The sequence below is a fragment of the Kribbella sp. NPDC059898 genome (assembly GCF_042730855.1).
Classification (GTDB): Bacteria; Actinomycetota; Actinomycetes; order Propionibacteriales; family Kribbellaceae; genus Kribbella.
The window spans coordinates 259,887-273,418 of sequence record NZ_JBHWKR010000002.1; the positions used below are offsets into that span (position 1 = coordinate 259,887).

Annotated in this window: 14 protein-coding genes; 6 read left to right on the plus strand and 8 right to left on the minus strand. The window is 69.8% G+C overall.

Annotated features, from left to right (window positions below; genetic code table 11):
• From ACFV9C_RS06760 to ACFV9C_RS06775, 4 genes are read left to right on the plus strand one after another with little or no spacing between them, the layout of a single operon-like run.
• Nucleotides 1-864: an LLM class flavin-dependent oxidoreductase gene (locus ACFV9C_RS06760; RefSeq protein WP_380191144.1), complete on the plus strand. Its 864-nt coding sequence runs from the start codon at nucleotides 1-3 to the stop codon at nucleotides 862-864.
• A 56-nt stretch (nucleotides 865-920) separates the two neighbouring features.
• Nucleotides 921-1,160, plus strand: coding sequence for a hypothetical protein (locus ACFV9C_RS06765; RefSeq protein ID WP_380191145.1), 240 nt, complete (start codon nucleotides 921-923; stop codon nucleotides 1,158-1,160).
• Nucleotides 1,153-1,497, plus strand: coding sequence for a type II toxin-antitoxin system PemK/MazF family toxin (locus tag ACFV9C_RS06770; protein WP_380191147.1), 345 nt, complete (start codon nucleotides 1,153-1,155; stop codon nucleotides 1,495-1,497). Before ACFV9C_RS06765 ends, ACFV9C_RS06770 begins: the two co-directional genes overlap by 8 nt.
• A gap of 35 nt (nucleotides 1,498-1,532) precedes the next feature.
• A complete protein-coding gene (locus ACFV9C_RS06775; RefSeq protein WP_380191149.1) occupies nucleotides 1,533-2,465 on the plus strand; it encodes a formylglycine-generating enzyme family protein in 933 nt (310 codons plus the stop codon).
• Here ACFV9C_RS06775 and ACFV9C_RS06780 read toward each other — a convergent pair.
• The 5 genes from ACFV9C_RS06780 to ACFV9C_RS06800 all read right to left on the minus strand — a co-directional run bounded on the left by ACFV9C_RS06780 (nucleotide 2,427) and on the right by ACFV9C_RS06800 (nucleotide 8,538).
• The gene (locus ACFV9C_RS06780) at nucleotides 2,427-3,659 is read right to left on the minus strand and encodes an MFS transporter (protein WP_380191151.1); all 1,233 of its coding nucleotides are present in this window, start codon (nucleotides 3,657-3,659) and stop codon (nucleotides 2,427-2,429) included. The two genes, ACFV9C_RS06775 and ACFV9C_RS06780, sit on opposite strands and share 39 nt — an antisense overlap.
• A 7-nt stretch (nucleotides 3,660-3,666) precedes the next feature.
• Nucleotides 3,667-4,134 (minus strand): MarR family winged helix-turn-helix transcriptional regulator, encoded by a 468-nt coding sequence (locus ACFV9C_RS06785; RefSeq protein WP_380191153.1) that lies wholly within the window; start codon nucleotides 4,132-4,134, stop codon nucleotides 3,667-3,669.
• Between the two features lie 194 nt (nucleotides 4,135-4,328).
• Nucleotides 4,329-5,312 carry a TolB family protein gene (locus ACFV9C_RS06790; RefSeq protein WP_380191155.1) on the minus strand — a complete coding sequence of 328 codons (984 nt, stop codon included), beginning with the start codon at nucleotides 5,310-5,312 and terminating at the stop codon, nucleotides 4,329-4,331.
• Entirely contained in the window at nucleotides 5,309-6,952 is a 1,644-nt protein-coding gene (locus ACFV9C_RS06795) for an MFS transporter (RefSeq protein ID WP_380191157.1), read from the minus strand. The genes ACFV9C_RS06790 and ACFV9C_RS06795 overlap by 4 nt, the downstream gene beginning before the upstream one ends.
• Complete coding sequence (locus ACFV9C_RS06800; protein WP_380191159.1) at nucleotides 6,952-8,538, minus strand: discoidin domain-containing protein; 1,587 nt, start codon at nucleotides 8,536-8,538, stop codon at nucleotides 6,952-6,954. The genes ACFV9C_RS06795 and ACFV9C_RS06800 overlap by 1 nt, the downstream gene beginning before the upstream one ends.
• A gap of 157 nt (nucleotides 8,539-8,695) precedes the next feature.
• Here ACFV9C_RS06800 and ACFV9C_RS06805 point away from each other — a divergent pair, with 157 nt between their 5' ends.
• On the plus strand, nucleotides 8,696-9,673 hold the full coding sequence (locus ACFV9C_RS06805) for an aldo/keto reductase (RefSeq protein ID WP_380191161.1): 978 nt from the start codon (nucleotides 8,696-8,698) through the stop codon (nucleotides 9,671-9,673).
• 72 nt (nucleotides 9,674-9,745) lie between these two features.
• Here ACFV9C_RS06805 and ACFV9C_RS06810 read toward each other — a convergent pair whose 3' ends face one another.
• The gene (locus ACFV9C_RS06810) at nucleotides 9,746-10,762 is read right to left on the minus strand and encodes a LacI family DNA-binding transcriptional regulator (RefSeq protein ID WP_380191163.1); all 1,017 of its coding nucleotides are present in this window, start codon (nucleotides 10,760-10,762) and stop codon (nucleotides 9,746-9,748) included.
• Between the two features lie 31 nt (nucleotides 10,763-10,793).
• Here ACFV9C_RS06810 and ACFV9C_RS06815 point away from each other — a divergent pair, with 31 nt between their 5' ends.
• Nucleotides 10,794-12,305 (plus strand): alpha-N-arabinofuranosidase, encoded by a 1,512-nt coding sequence (locus ACFV9C_RS06815; RefSeq protein WP_380191165.1) that lies wholly within the window; start codon nucleotides 10,794-10,796, stop codon nucleotides 12,303-12,305.
• Here ACFV9C_RS06815 and ACFV9C_RS06820 read toward each other — a convergent pair.
• Together ACFV9C_RS06820 and ACFV9C_RS06825 are read right to left on the minus strand one after the other, a co-directional pair.
• Nucleotides 12,289-13,104, minus strand: a complete 816-nt coding sequence (locus ACFV9C_RS06820) for a MerR family transcriptional regulator (RefSeq protein ID WP_380191167.1) — start codon at nucleotides 13,102-13,104, stop codon at nucleotides 12,289-12,291. The genes ACFV9C_RS06815 and ACFV9C_RS06820 overlap by 17 nt on opposite strands.
• 42 nt (nucleotides 13,105-13,146) lie before the next feature.
• Entirely contained in the window at nucleotides 13,147-13,410 is a 264-nt protein-coding gene (locus ACFV9C_RS06825; RefSeq protein ID WP_380191169.1) for a hypothetical protein, read from the minus strand.
• Nucleotides 13,411-13,532 lie beyond the last annotated feature (122 nt).

Sequence of the window (13,532 nt, forward strand, 5' to 3'; positions counted from 1 at the left end):
ATGCGTTTTTCTGTGAACATCCCGAACTTCGGGGACTTCGCCGACGCCCAGGTGGTGATCCGGGTCGCGCAGGCGGCCGAGGAGGCCGGGTGGGACGGGCTGTTCTTCTGGGACCACGTCGTCCACAGCAAGGAGCGGCGGCGCGGGCAGCCGTTCGGCGATCCGTGGATGCTGATGACCGCGGCCGCGCTGGCAACGTCCCGGATCAAGCTCGGCCCGCTCGTCACGCCGGTCGCGCGGCGGCGCCCCGAGCAGCTGGCCCGGCAGGTCGCGACGCTGGACTCGCTGAGCGGCGGGCGGGTGATCTTCGGGGCCGGTCTCGGCGGGCCGATCGACGACGAGTTCGGCAGCTTCGGCGACGAGACCGACCCGCGCGTGCTGGCCGAGAAGCTCGACGAGGGCCTCGACCTGATGACCGCGTACTGGTCCGGCGAACGGGTGCACCACGACGGCAAGCACTACCACGCCGACGACGTGGAGTTGCTGCCGGCAACGGTTCAGCGCCCGCGCCCGCCGGTCTGGATCGCCGGGTACTGGCCGCGCAAGGCCCCGATGCGCCGCGCGGCCCGCTGGGACGGCGCCGTACCCCTGTTCGCGAACGCCAACCACGGACAGGCACCGGCGGCCGAGGAGGTGCGCGAGCTGATCGCGTTCCTCGAGCAGCAGCGCGCGGGCCGGACTACGCCCTACGACGTGATCGTCGGCGGCATCAGCCCGGCCGACAACCCCCGACCCCTCATCGAACCCCTGGCCGAAGCCGGCGCCACCTGGTGGGACGAACGCCAGTTGATCACCGGCACCGACTTCTACCGCCTCGCCCCGGTACTCCGCCGGATCGAGCAGGGCCCACCGAGTCTCGACTGAGCCAGGGAATACCAAATGGTATCCCTGCCTTGGGTAAGACTTGGTAGCATCCTGGTATGTCTGAGATGACCTCCCTCAAGGTGCCGAAGCACGTGCGTGACACGGTCATGCGATCCGCGCGTGCCGAAGGACTGACTGCCGCGGAGTTTCTGCAGCGGGTGACGGAGGAGCATGCCCGGCACCAGCGCTTCGCTGCCGTCCGTCGTGCCTACGCAGAGGGCAAGGCTGACAGCGACTACGACGAGCTCACCACCGCCTGGGACGAGGCGGGCGAGGACGGCCTGGCAGATGCGTGAGCTCCGCCGCGGCGACGTGGTGTGGGTCGACTTCAACCCGACCCGTGGGCGTGGGCAGGTCGGTGAGCGCCCAGCGGTCATCATCGCCTCGAACGACTATCTGGACGCGGTGCCGGACCTGGCGATCGCGCTGCCGGTCACGACGATGGATCGTGGCTGGCCCCATCAAGTACGGCTGAGCGGCGCCAAACTCAAGCTGAGCAAGGCCAGTTGGGCCCTGACGGAGCAGCCGCGCACGATCAGCCGCGGACGGATCAGCCGGGCCGCAGGGCAGATCGAGGCCGGCTGTCTCGACGAGATCGACACCTGGCTCCGGGACTTCCTGGATCTGCACTGACAGGACAGCCCGGCCCCGAACCTAAACTGGCGGGCATGAGCGACGAGCATCCGTCCTGCTGTGCGCCCTCGCGTGGGGGGAGCGCGGCGCCGCCGCCGGTGGCGGGTGGTCGCGGGGAGCATCGGATCGAGCAGGTCGAGATCGGTGGTGGCGTGTTCGCGATGGGGAACAGCAACGGTGACGAGAACGCCGGTGACGGCGAGACGCCCGTCCATCAGGTCGAGCTCGCGCCGTACCGCATCGACGCGACCAGCGTGACCAACGCGGACTTCGCGCGGTTCGTCGACGCCACCGGGTACCGGACCGAGGCGGAGACCTTCGGGTACTCCGCCGTGTTCCACCTCGCGCTCGCCGCCGCGCCGGACGAGGTGATGGGTCCGGCGTCCGGGACCCCGTGGTGGGCGGGCGTCCGCGGCGCCGACTGGCGGCACCCGGGCGGCTCGCGGTCCGACCTGGACGGGCTCATGGACCACCCGGTCGTGCACGTGAGCTGGAACGACGCGACGGCGTACTGCACATGGGCCGGGCGACGACTGCCGACCGAAGCCGAGTGGGAGTACGCCGCCCGCGGCGGGCTCGAGGGCAAGCGGTACCCGTGGGGCGACGAGCTGATCGCCGATGAGTGGCGATGCAACATCTGGCAGGGCGAGTTCCCGACGACGAACACCGAGGAGGACGGCTTCCTCACCACCGCCCCGGTGCGCACGTTCGAACCCAACGGATACGGCCTGTGGCAGATGGTCGGGAACGTGTGGGAGTGGTGCGGCGACTGGTTCGGCCCGCGGTACTACAAGTTCGCCCCCGCCGCGAACCCGTCCGGCCCCTCGCTCGGCGCGGCCCGGGTGATACGCGGCGGCTCGTACCTCTGCCACGACTCGTACTGCAACCGCTACCGCAACGCCGCCCGCTCGTCGAACACGCCGGACTCGTCAATGGGCAACGCCGGCTTCCGTACTGTCGCTCGCTGACAACCCCGGCGTCGTCGCGGCCACCGCCGCCACGGCCGCGACACACAGCAACGCCCCGGACGCCAGCGACGCGACCGGCGAGGTCAGCTGCGCGACGACACCGCCGCGAAGGTTGCCGAGGTCAGGTCCTGCCTGGCCGACGATCTGCTCGGCGGCACTCACCCGGCCGAGCAACTCCGCCGGCGTGTGGAGCTGGACGATCGTACTGCGGGACACGACGGCGACCGTGTCCGCGGCGCCGGCGATCGCGAGACACGCCAACGCCAGCCACGGGATCGGCGAGAACGCGAACAACAGCAGGGCAATCCCCCAGGCCGCCGAACCGCACAGCATGACGACCCCGTGCCGCGGCAACCGGGTGAACGCACCGGAGAACAACGACGCAGCCACCCCGCCGACGGCGATCGCGGTCAGGAACAACCCCAACGTCCGCGGGTTGTTGCCGAACCGCTCGGCGTTGATCACGGGGAAGAGGCTGATCGGCATCGACAACACCGTCGCCGCCAGGTCGGTGATCAGGGCGCCGCGGATCACCGGCGTCACGCTGATGAACCGCAGCCCGTCCCACACGCCACGCAGGCCCGGCTTCGCGGTGGTCTCGATCTGCATCCGCGGCAGGCCGAGTACGCCGTACAGCGCCGCGAGGAAACTGAGGGCGTCGATGAGGTAGCAGACGCCGACGCCCCACGCGCCGATGATGAGCCCGCCGAGCGCCGGGCCGAGCAGCATCGCGCCCTGGAACCCGATCCGGTTGAGCGCGATCCCGGCGGCGAGCTGGTCTCGTGTCAGCAGCGTCGGGAGTACGGTCCGCGCGACCGGTCCGGCGGTCGCGCCGAACGATGCCTGGACGGCGATCAGCGCGAGCAGCACGCCGACCGGGACCCGGCCGAACAGCAACTGGCTCGCCATCACGGTCGCGACCAGCCACTGGCCGATCGTGGTGACGAGGTAGATCTTGCGGCGCTCCAGCCGATCGACGAGCATGCCCGCGAACAACCCGAGCACGATCAGCGGCAGCGCCTGCGCGAGTCCGACCGCGCCGGTCCACGCCGGGCTGGACGTCTGGTCCCAGACCTGGAACATCACCGCGACGAACGTCAGCTGACCGCCGAACCCGGACAGCACCTGCCCGATCCACAACCGGCGGTACGTCAGGACCTTCAGCGGGCCGAGGTCGATGAGCGCGTTCTTCACCGCAGCTTCACCCCAGCTTCTCTGCGATCCGGTCGTGGAAGCTCTTCTTCGCAAGGGCTTCCTCGACGTCGCGGACGACCTGGGACATCGGGTACGGCAGCTCCGCCTCGAGCTCGGCCAGCGCCTCCTCGGTCGCCCGCCACTCGGCCGCGAGCAGCTCGACGAGCTTCTTGGACTTCGCGGTCAACGTCACCTGCTTGCTGCGCGCGTCCGTCCCCGGGACGGTCCGGACCAGGCCGGCGGTCCGCATCGCCGCCACCTTCTGGCTGAGCGCCGAGTGCGTACGCCCGATCGCGTCGGCCAGCTCGGTGATCGTCATCGGGCCCTTGAGATGCAGCTGGAGCAGCTCACGGACGTACGTCGGCTTCAGGCCCTGGATCGCCCGGTCGGTGTAGATCCGGCCGATCTCGCCGTCCATCCGGCTCAGCAACTCGTGCAACGGCCGCCACAGACTCTGCTCGGTGGGATCCTCCATGCGCGAATCATAACAGCACTTATATAAGTACTGTTACTTTCGGTCGTGGATCACACCATCAAGCCTCAGTTCGACGCGATGAACCGGGCCTTGGCCGCGCGGGTGATGGGCGTACCGAGGAACGGGTAGTGGTCGTCCGATTGGGGTTCCGCCAGGCGGAGTGGGATATCGGGTGGTATTACCCGTTCTTCGGTTCAGCTGAACGACGGGGAGGTCGCTTGGGGGACGAGGAGCTTCGGGGCGCCAGTGAGGCTGGTGGACCAGATGTCGGTGGTGTTGCCGGGGTTGCGGACCGGGTAGAGGAGGGCGTCGTTGCCCTGCCAGACCGGCTGGTCGTCGATCGAGCGGGTCTCCGGCGGGTGGGTGATGCGCCGGGTGGCGAGATCCAGGACCGCCAGCCGCCAGACTCCGTTGGAAACCTTTTGTTTGTAGGCGATCCGGCGGCCGTCCGGTGACAGCGACGGGCATTCGACGTTCTCGGCGATCGCGGTGCCGCGGTACTCGCGGTAGCCGGCCTCGATCAGGTACGTCGTCCCCTTGCTCGCCATGGTCAGGTAGAAACGGTTGCCGTCGGCACCGAACGTGATGCCCCAGTAGTTCACGTCCGAGGCGAAGTACCGTTTGCCGTGCACGAACACCGCCAGTTCCTCGACGGTCTTCACCAGCCGGCCGGTCGGCACCTCGTACAGGCCGGTGCGGGTGGAGAAGCCGGTGGCGGCGTACGAGTCGCCGGTGACGAACATCGTCCAGTTCACGAACCGCCCGTCCGGCGAGACCCGCGCCCGGCTCGGCGTACCGGGGAGGGTGTCGCGGTGGAGTTCGCGGAGGTTCGCGTCCAGGACGATCAGGTCGGTCTCCGGGGGAAGCGAGGACGGCTTCAGGCGCAGGCAGACCGCCGTACCGTGGGCCGCCGCGAAGCGGTCGCAGCGCAGGTCGCCGACGCGCCGGGCTGCGGACGGGTCGGCGAGCGGTACGGCGGCCAGCTTGCCGTGATCGGGTCCGTCGGCGAGGTTGCGGAAAAACAGCGTGCGCCCGTCGAGCCGCATCGGTTGCCCCGTGACGACCGGTACGGCGTTCGTCTCCGCGGCTCCCCCGCCGCGGGCGTGGGCGACGTACGTGATCGCGCCGGCCAGCAAGGCGAGGATGCCGATCGCGGTGCCGAGCAGGCGGCGGGTCATCGGCGTACCTCCAGGGGTTTGAAGATCGCGGCGGCGATCGTGACGGCGAGGAGCGCGACGGTGATCGCGAGGAGGGCCGGGCGGAGGTCCCAGAGGGTCCAGAGCAGACCTACGCCGACGGCTGCCGCCATGCGGGCTAGGGCCTGGCCGGTTTGCAGTACGGCGAGACCGCTGGCGCGGAGGTTTTCTGGGAGGAGGGGGCCGACGGCGGCGGGGAGTACGCCGTCCGTGGCGGCATAGAAGGCGCCGTGGAGGGCGAGTACGAGCCACCAGGTGCCTGCTGGTCCGCATACCAGGAGCAGCGCGACGATGAGCGCCAGGTGCCCACCGAGGAACACCTTCCAGCGTCCGACCCGGTCACCCAAGCGGCCGAGCGGAATCGCCAGCAGGAGGAAGGTGCCGGCAGTCCCCAGCGGGAGGAGCGGGAACAGGTTCGTCCCGATGTCCCACCGCCGCTGTACGGCGAGGTACACGAACGAGTCGGTGATGGTGAAAAGCCCGAGCCCGGCTGCCCAGATGCAGCACCTGCGGAAGTCCACGTCCCGCAGCAGACCGAGGACGGAACCTTTTCCCACCTCGCCGCACCGGCCGGCAACCAAGCCTGGCTCAGGTTCGCCGGCGGCCGAGGTGGGGTCAAGCAAGCAGTCCGCCTGGGCGGCGGCGGGGTCGGGGCGGCGACCCGCCTGAACCACGGCGGAGTCGGGGCGACGGTCCGCCTGGGCGGCGGGGTCGGGGCGGCGATCCGCCTGAACCACGGCGGGGTCAGGGCGGCGGTCCGCCTGAACCACGGTGGGGTTGGGGCGGTGGTCCGCCTGGGCGGCGGCGGGGTCAGGGCGACGATCCGCCCGAACCGCGCTGGAGTCGGGGCGGCGATCCGCCTGAACCGCGCTGGAGTCAGGGCGGCGATCCGCCTGAACCGCGCTGGAGTCAGGGCGGCGATCCGCCTGAACCGCGCTGGAGTCAGGGCGGCGGTCCGCCTGAACCGCGGTGGGGTTGGGGTGGCGGTCCGGCTGAAGCGGGGTGGGGTTGGGGTGGGGGTGGTCGCGGACGAAGGTTGTGAGGATTAGGACGGCGCAGGTGGCTAGGGAGAAGCTGGTGACGAAGACGGCGTTGTAGTTGTTGAGGCTGGTCCAGAGGACGAGGGTGGCTACCAAGGGGCCCAGGAAGGCGCCGATGGTGTCGAGGGCTCGGTGGACGCCGAAGGAGCGGCCGAGGGTGGCGGGGTCGCTGCTGAGGGAGATGAGGGCGTCGCGCGGGGCGGTGCGGATGCCTTTGCCGGCGCGGTCGACGGCGAGGACGGCGCCGATGGCGGGGACGGTGGATCCGGCCGCGAGGAAGCCGAGTTTGGAGATCGCGGAGAGCGCGTAGCCGACGCCGGCGACGGTTTTGAGCCGTCGCCAGCGGTCGGCCACGTGTCCGCCGGCCAGCCGCAGTACCGCGGTCGCTCCGGCGTACAGGCCGTCGAGGAGGCCGAACTGCAGCGGGTTCAGCCCGAGCCCGAAGACCAGGTACAGCGGCAGGATCGCGGTCACCATCTCGGCCGAGACGTCGGTCACCAGGCTGACGATGCCTAAGGCAACGACATTCCCGGGAACCCGGCGCAATGGTGTCCGGAGCGGGCCGACGGACGCGAGGTACATCAGTGGCAGCTGTACGTCGGGCTGCTGTCCAGGACCTTGCCGTCCAGGCCGATCAGCTGGGTGGCGAACGTGCTGTCGGTCATCGACAGCTTCAGCACCCCGAAGTCGGAGATCAGCTTGGCGGTCGCGGGATGCGCGGCCTTGATCGGGTACAGCGGCGCGCCGCCCATCCCGCCGATGATCTGCACCGGGCCCGCCGCGTCCTTCTTGCCGTCGGCGTTCTGCGGGTAGAACCGCTCGTAGTGGTGGTCGTGACCGTTCAGGATCAGGTCGGTCTTGGCACCCACGAGCGTCTTCCACAGCGGATCGGCGTCCGGGTTGTCGCCGTGGTCACCGGAGCTGAACCGCGGGTGGTGGTAGTACGCCGCGATGCAGCCCTTGGTGTTCTTCGCGAGGTCCTGCTTCAGCCAGGTGAGCTGCGCCGGCTCCTTCAGCCCCTCCTCCTTGACGAAGTCGTTGGAGTCGAGCGCGATGAAGTGCCAGTTGCCCATCTCCCAGCTGTAGTAGTTCTTCCCCTGCGGCGTCGCGATCGAGCCGAAGTACTGGTGATACCCCTCGTACGGCGTGTTGTCGTACGTCTCGTGGTTGCCCGGGATCGGGTGGGTGATGTTCTTGAACTTCCCCCACGTCTTCGCGTAGTACTTCTGGAAGTCCGACAGATGCGCGTCGTCGTACTGGTTGTCGCCCATCGTGATCACCGCGGCCGGGTTCATCGCCTCGACGAGCTTCGCGGTCTTCGGGTGGACGCAGCTCGAGTCCGACGCGGTGCACCGGTCCGCGATGTCGCCGGCCGCCGCGAGCACGAACCCGCCGGTCCCGCCGGTGCCGGTCGTCACGGTGATCGCCGTACTCTCCGCGGACGCGTTCCCGGCCAGGTCGCGAGCGCGGACCGTGTACTTGTACGCCGTGTTCGCGGTCAGCCCGGTGTCGTTGTACGTCGTACCCGCCGTCGAGGCGACCACCTTGCCGTCCCGCAGTACGTCGTACTGGCTGACGCCGACGTTGTCGGTCGAGGCGGTCCAGCTGAGCGCGACCGAGGTCGCGGTGACCGCCGTACTCTTCAGGCCGGTCGGGACCGTCGGCGCCTGGGTGTCACCGGTGGAGTCGGTGACGCCGTACACCTCGAGCTCCCAGAGCGAGTAGCCGTACGACGTGGCGCGCTGGGTGCCGACCAGCCGGACGTACCGGCCGTGGCCCTGCAGGCCGGTCAGGTCGTCGGTGGCGCCGTTGCCATCGGCAACCTCCTTGACGGTCGTGAAGTTGGTGCCGTCGTCGGAGACCTCGATCCGGTACGCCTTCGCGTACGCGGCCTCCCAGTTCAGCTTGACGCGGTTGATCGAGGACGCCTGGCCGAGGTCGACGCGCAGCCACTGCGGGTCGGCGCCTTCGACGCTGGCCCAGCGGGTCGTCGTACTGCCGTCGACGGCCTTGGCGGCGGTCAGGGTGTCGTCCTCGACGGTCGAGGCGAGGACCGGTCTGCCCTGCGAGAGCAGGGCGTCGGCCGTGGTTCGGGCGTCGGCGGCGGCCGCACCGAGGGCGGCGACCAGACCGACGGGGAGCACCAGCGCGAGCAGGCGCAATCTCATGAGATACCTCCGGGGGCGCGGAGCAGAATTGTTAGGAAGGTTACCTAACAGTGGTTGGTAGGTAAAGCCCTCGATTTCGTTACATACGCCGGGCGCATCAACTACGGCCGAAAGATTCATTGGACGGAGGCACCGCGGCACCTGTTGGCTGGACGGCATGGAGCTGCGCACGCTGGGACGTTCAGGTATCGAGGTCAGCCCGCTCGGATTCGGCTGCTGGGCGATCGGCGGACCGTTCGCCAACCCGGCCGTCGAACCGCTGGGCTGGGGCGAGGTCGACGACGCGGAGTCGGTCCGGGCGATCCGCCGGGCGGTCGAGCTCGGCGTCACGTTCTTCGACACCGCGGACGTGTACGGCGCCGGCCACAGCGAGCGGGTACTGGGCCGGGCGCTGGCCGGGATCCGCGACCAGGTGGTGATCGCGACCAAGTGGGGCAACACGTTCGACGAGTCGACGCGGATCATGCACCACCAGGACAGCACGCCTGAATACGTATCCAAAGCCGTCCGGGCCTCGCTCGACCGCCTCGGCACCGACTACCTCGACCTCTATCAACTGCACTTCGACACCACCGACGAGATCGCACTCCCGCTCCGGGAAGCCTGCGAGGAGCTGGTCGGCGAGGGCCTGATCCGCGCCTACGCGTGGAGCACCGACACCCCGCACAGCGCCGAACTGTTTGCCCAGGGCAAGCACTGTGCGGCGGTCCAGCACGAGGCGAGCGTGCTGCACGACGCGCCGGAGCTCTTCGCACTGTGCGACCGCGAGAACCTCGCGAGCATCAACCGGACCCCGCTCGCCATGGGTCTGCTCGGCCGCCGGGACGCGAGCCGGCCGGCGACCGGCGCGGACATCCGCACGCTCCCGCCGTCCTGGCTGCGGTACTTCGGCGAAGGCGGCGTACCGACTCCGGAGTGGTGGGAGAAGGTGTCGGCGATCCGCGACGTCCTGCAGAGCGACGGGCGGACGCTGGCGCAGGGCGCGCTGGCCTGGCTGTGGGCGCGGAGCCCGCGGACGATCCCGATCCCCGGGTTCCGGACGGTCGCGCAGGCGGAGGAGAACGCGACCGCGACGACCCACGGACCGCTGCGGGACGAGCAACTCACGGAGATCGCCAAGCTACTGGACGCATGACGACCGGATCGGGCCGGACCTCAGACCTTGCCCGATCCGGTTGTTTATCGATATACCTACTCCGTGCCGAACTCAGCTCGTGGTGCCGCGGAGGACGAGCCGCGCCGGTACGACGACTTCCTGCGGCTCGGCGCCCCCGGCACCGGCGAGCTGGGCGGTCAGCAGCGAGGTGATCGCGTCCGCCATCGCCTCGTGCCCCGGATTGACCGTGGACAGCGCCGGGACCAGGTACGCCGACTCGTCGATGTCGTCGAAGCCGATCACCTGGACGTCGTCCGGGACCCGCAGCCCGGCGTCGGCGAGCGCCCGCAACGCCCCCATCGCGACCACGTCGGTCAGCCCGAACACGGCGTCGAAGCCGATCCCACGATCGCGCAGCCCCCGGATCGCGTCGTACCCGTCCCGCAGGCCGAACGAGCAGCGGGTGTTCAGCTCCGGATCGACCGGTACGCCGGCCTCGGCGTGCGCGAGCGTGTACCCCTCGGCGCGCAGCGCGGGCATGGTCGCGGTACCTCCCGGGTCGCCCCCGATCATCGCGATCCGCCGCGCCCCGCGCGCGAGCAGGTGCGCCACGGCCTGGCGGGCGCCGTCGACGTTGTCCATCATCACGTGGTCGAACCGGGACGGCAGCGCACGTTCGCCGATCATCACCACCGGCGCGTCGGTACGGAGCTGGCCGAGTTCGGCCGGGTCGATGTCGACCACGCTGAGGATCAACCCGTCGTACATCCGGAGCCGGGAGAACGCGACCGCCTCCATCTCCCCTTCCCGGCTCGCGCCGGTGCGCTCGGTCACGATCCGCAGGTCGTGCGCCTCGAAGCGGTCCGCCAGCCGGCCGGCGAGCTGGGCGAAGTACGGGCGTTCCAGCTCCGGTACGGCGAGGCCGACCACGCCGGTGCGCCCGGCGCGGAGGTGCCGGGCCGCCAGGTTGACCTGGTACCCGAGCTCGCCGATCGCCGCGAGCACCCGCTCACGGGTCTCCGGACCGACCCGCGGCCGGCCGTTGATCACGTTCGACACCGTCATCGTCGAGACCCCGGCAAACCGCGCCACATCGGCCATCGTCACCACACCGGACGGCTTCCCCATGCGGACCACCATAAGGACAACGGAGGGCTATATGCCTGAAGCACGCGTCGTCGTCGACCTCGACGTCCCCGGGGCGACCATCAGCCGGCACCTGTACGGGCACTTCGCCGAGCATCTCGGGCGGTGCATCTACGGCGGGTTCTACGTTGGCGAGGACTCCGACATCCCGAACGCCGGCGGTCTCCGGCTCGACGTGGTGGAGGCGCTGCGGGCGCTGGACATCCCGAACCTGCGCTGGCCGGGCGGGTGTTTCGCGGACGAGTACCACTGGAAGGACGGCATCGGGCCGAAGGCGGACCGGCCGTCGATGGTGAACACGCACTGGGGCAACGTCGAGGAGAACAACCACTTCGGCACCCACGAGTTCATGGCGTTGTGCGAGCTGCTCGGCGCCGCGCCGTACGTGAACGGGAACGTCGGCAGCGGCACCGTGCGGGAGATGAGCGAGTGGGTCGAGTACCTGACCCGCGAGGGCGACAGCCCGATGGTGCGGCTGCGGAAGGCGAACGGACGGGACGAGCCGTGGCAGGTGCCGTTCTGGGGCATCGGCAACGAGGCGTGGGGCTGCGGCGGGAACCTGCGCGCCGAGGCGTACGCCGACCTCGCCCGGCGGTACGCGACGTTCCTGAAGGACCACGGCGACAACAAGCTATACCGGATCGCGGCCGGCGCGGCGGACGACGACCTCGCCTGGACCGAGGCGCTGCTGAAGGCGGTCAGCTGCCTGGGCTGCGGGCGCGACCCGAAGAACATCTTCCAGGCGATCTCGTTCCACTACTACACGGTCGCCGGGACGTGGGACCAGAAGGGCAGCGCGACCGACTTCGGCCTCGATGACTACTACCGGACGATCCAGAAGGCGCAGGGCATCGAGCGGGTGATCAAGGCGCACTCGGCCCTGATGGACGCGTACGACCCGGAGCGCAAGATCGGCCTGGTGCTGGACGAGTGGGGCACCTGGTGGGACGTCGAGCCAGGGACGAACCCCGGGTTCCTGTACCAGCAGAACGCGATGCGCGACGCGCTGGTGGCGAGTCTGCACTTCGACGTGTTCCACCGGCACGCGGAGCGGCTCGTGATGGCGAACATCGCCCAGACCGTGAACGTGCTGCAGGCGATGCTGCTCACCGACGCCGAAGGTACTCTCGTGCGGACCCCGACGTACCACGTCTTCGAGATGAACAAGGGCCACCACGACGCGGCCGCGCTGCCGGTGCACGTGGTCGAGGGTCGCACCCACGATCTCGACGGTACGGCGCTGCAGCTGGTGTCGGCGTCCGCGTCGGTGAAGGACGGCCGGGCGCTGGTGTCGCTGAGCAACCTCGATCCGGAGGCGGCGCTGGACGTCGTACTCGATCTGCGCGGTGCGGATCCGGTGGATCCGGCCGGACGGTTGCTGACGGCATCGACCCCGCAGACCCACAACACGGCCGCCGCTCCGGACGTGGTGGCTCCGGTGCCGCTCGCGGTGGAACCGGAGCCGCGCGGGCTGCGGGTGACGCTGCCGCCGCACTCGTTCGCGACGATCAGCCTGGAGCTGTGACCTGGATCTGGAACTCGTGCACCCAGTTCGCCGGGTTGTCCGGGTCGAACTGGAGCGTGACCTCACGCGCGTACCCGTGGCTGCGGTAGCCGTTGTCCTGGATCCACCGGGCCAGCGTCTGCATGCTGCGGTCGGCCGCCATCATGTCGCCCTGGTGCACGATGGTCGCGGCCTGCGCCAGCTCGGGTAGTTCGAGGACGTCCACGTCGGCCGGATCGGCAGTCACCGGTACGGCGGCGTGGACGCGGACCGTCTCGTCCTCGAGGTCCTCGTAGTACGCGATCGGCGAACCGGCGGGGTCGACGCCGGCCGCGTACAGCCGCTCGAACAGCTGGCCGAACAGCGGCTGGACAACCGGGCCGACGTCCTCGCCGTCGTAGCTCGGCGCGATCGCGGACAGCTCCGCGACCCGGATCGGGGCGATGCGTTTCAGAACCACGTCGTCGGTGGGCATGTGACCTTCCTTCTCGATGAGCCGGAGCCTCGCCTCGACACTGGCCAGCCGGTTCGTACTCCGGGCCAGCTCGTCCTCGAGCTGCGCCTGCCGCAACCGCAGCATGCCGCGCAGCTCCTCGGCGGACAGCTTCGCGTCGACGATCTCGCCGATCTGCTGCAGGCTGAAGCCGAGGTCCTTGAGCGCGACGATCCGGTTCAGCCGGCTGAACTGCTCGGCCGTGTAGAAGCGGTAGCCGGTGGTCTCGTCGACCTTGGCCGGGCGCAGCAGCCCGAGCGCGTCGTAGTGCCGCAGGGTCCGCGCGGACACCTGACCGAAGGCGGCGAAGTCCCCGATGGTGAACATGCACCCACCTTGCGCCTTGACACTACGTCAAGGTCAAACCGGTCAGGACAGGGCGCGGGCGCGGCGGTCGCGGATCGCGGTCAGGGTGAAGGTGGTGATGCCGAGGGCCAGGCCGCCGGCGCCGAAGCCGGCGGCGAGGGTGCCGCGGCTGCTCAGCCGGGCGTCGCACTGCATCGGCGTGATGCCCTCGTTGGGCTGGAAGACCGAGCCGCAGGCGTCGCCGCCCGCATGGACCGGGCGGACGGCGAGCACCACCCCGACGATCAGCAGGACCGCGCCCACCACGCCGAGGAGCTTGCTCAGCACCTGCCGCCCTCTCGGCTGCCCGCGGACACGGCGAGGACCGACCACGAGTGGTGGGTCAGATGCCACATCCGCACGTTCACTCCCTGGCAGCTCGGTAAGATTTGATCAAATCTAACGCAGCT

Excerpts from the sequence above, each read along its gene's own strand:
- ACFV9C_RS06820 (WP_380191167.1), bottom strand. The coding sequence starts at position 13,104 with ATGTTCACCATCGGGGACTTCGCCGCCTTCGGTCAGGTGTCCGCGCGG.
- ACFV9C_RS06760 (WP_380191144.1), top strand. The coding sequence starts at position 1 with ATGCGTTTTTCTGTGAACATCCCGAACTTCGGGGACTTCGCCGACGCC.
- ACFV9C_RS06805 (WP_380191161.1), top strand. The coding sequence starts at position 8,696 with ATGGAGCTGCGCACGCTGGGACGTTCAGGTATCGAGGTCAGCCCGCTC.
- ACFV9C_RS06785 (WP_380191153.1), bottom strand. The coding sequence starts at position 4,134 with ATGGAGGATCCCACCGAGCAGAGTCTGTGGCGGCCGTTGCACGAGTTG.
- ACFV9C_RS06765 (WP_380191145.1), top strand. The coding sequence starts at position 921 with ATGTCTGAGATGACCTCCCTCAAGGTGCCGAAGCACGTGCGTGACACG.
- ACFV9C_RS06810 (WP_380191163.1), bottom strand. The coding sequence starts at position 10,762 with ATGGGGAAGCCGTCCGGTGTGGTGACGATGGCCGATGTGGCGCGGTTT.
- ACFV9C_RS06795 (WP_380191157.1), bottom strand. The coding sequence starts at position 6,952 with ATGTACCTCGCGTCCGTCGGCCCGCTCCGGACACCATTGCGCCGGGTT.
- ACFV9C_RS06770 (WP_380191147.1), top strand. The coding sequence starts at position 1,153 with ATGCGTGAGCTCCGCCGCGGCGACGTGGTGTGGGTCGACTTCAACCCG.
- ACFV9C_RS06800 (WP_380191159.1), bottom strand. The coding sequence starts at position 8,538 with ATGAGATTGCGCCTGCTCGCGCTGGTGCTCCCCGTCGGTCTGGTCGCC.
- ACFV9C_RS06790 (WP_380191155.1), bottom strand. The coding sequence starts at position 5,312 with ATGACCCGCCGCCTGCTCGGCACCGCGATCGGCATCCTCGCCTTGCTG.
- ACFV9C_RS06815 (WP_380191165.1), top strand. The coding sequence starts at position 10,794 with ATGCCTGAAGCACGCGTCGTCGTCGACCTCGACGTCCCCGGGGCGACC.
- ACFV9C_RS06775 (WP_380191149.1), top strand. The coding sequence starts at position 1,533 with ATGAGCGACGAGCATCCGTCCTGCTGTGCGCCCTCGCGTGGGGGGAGC.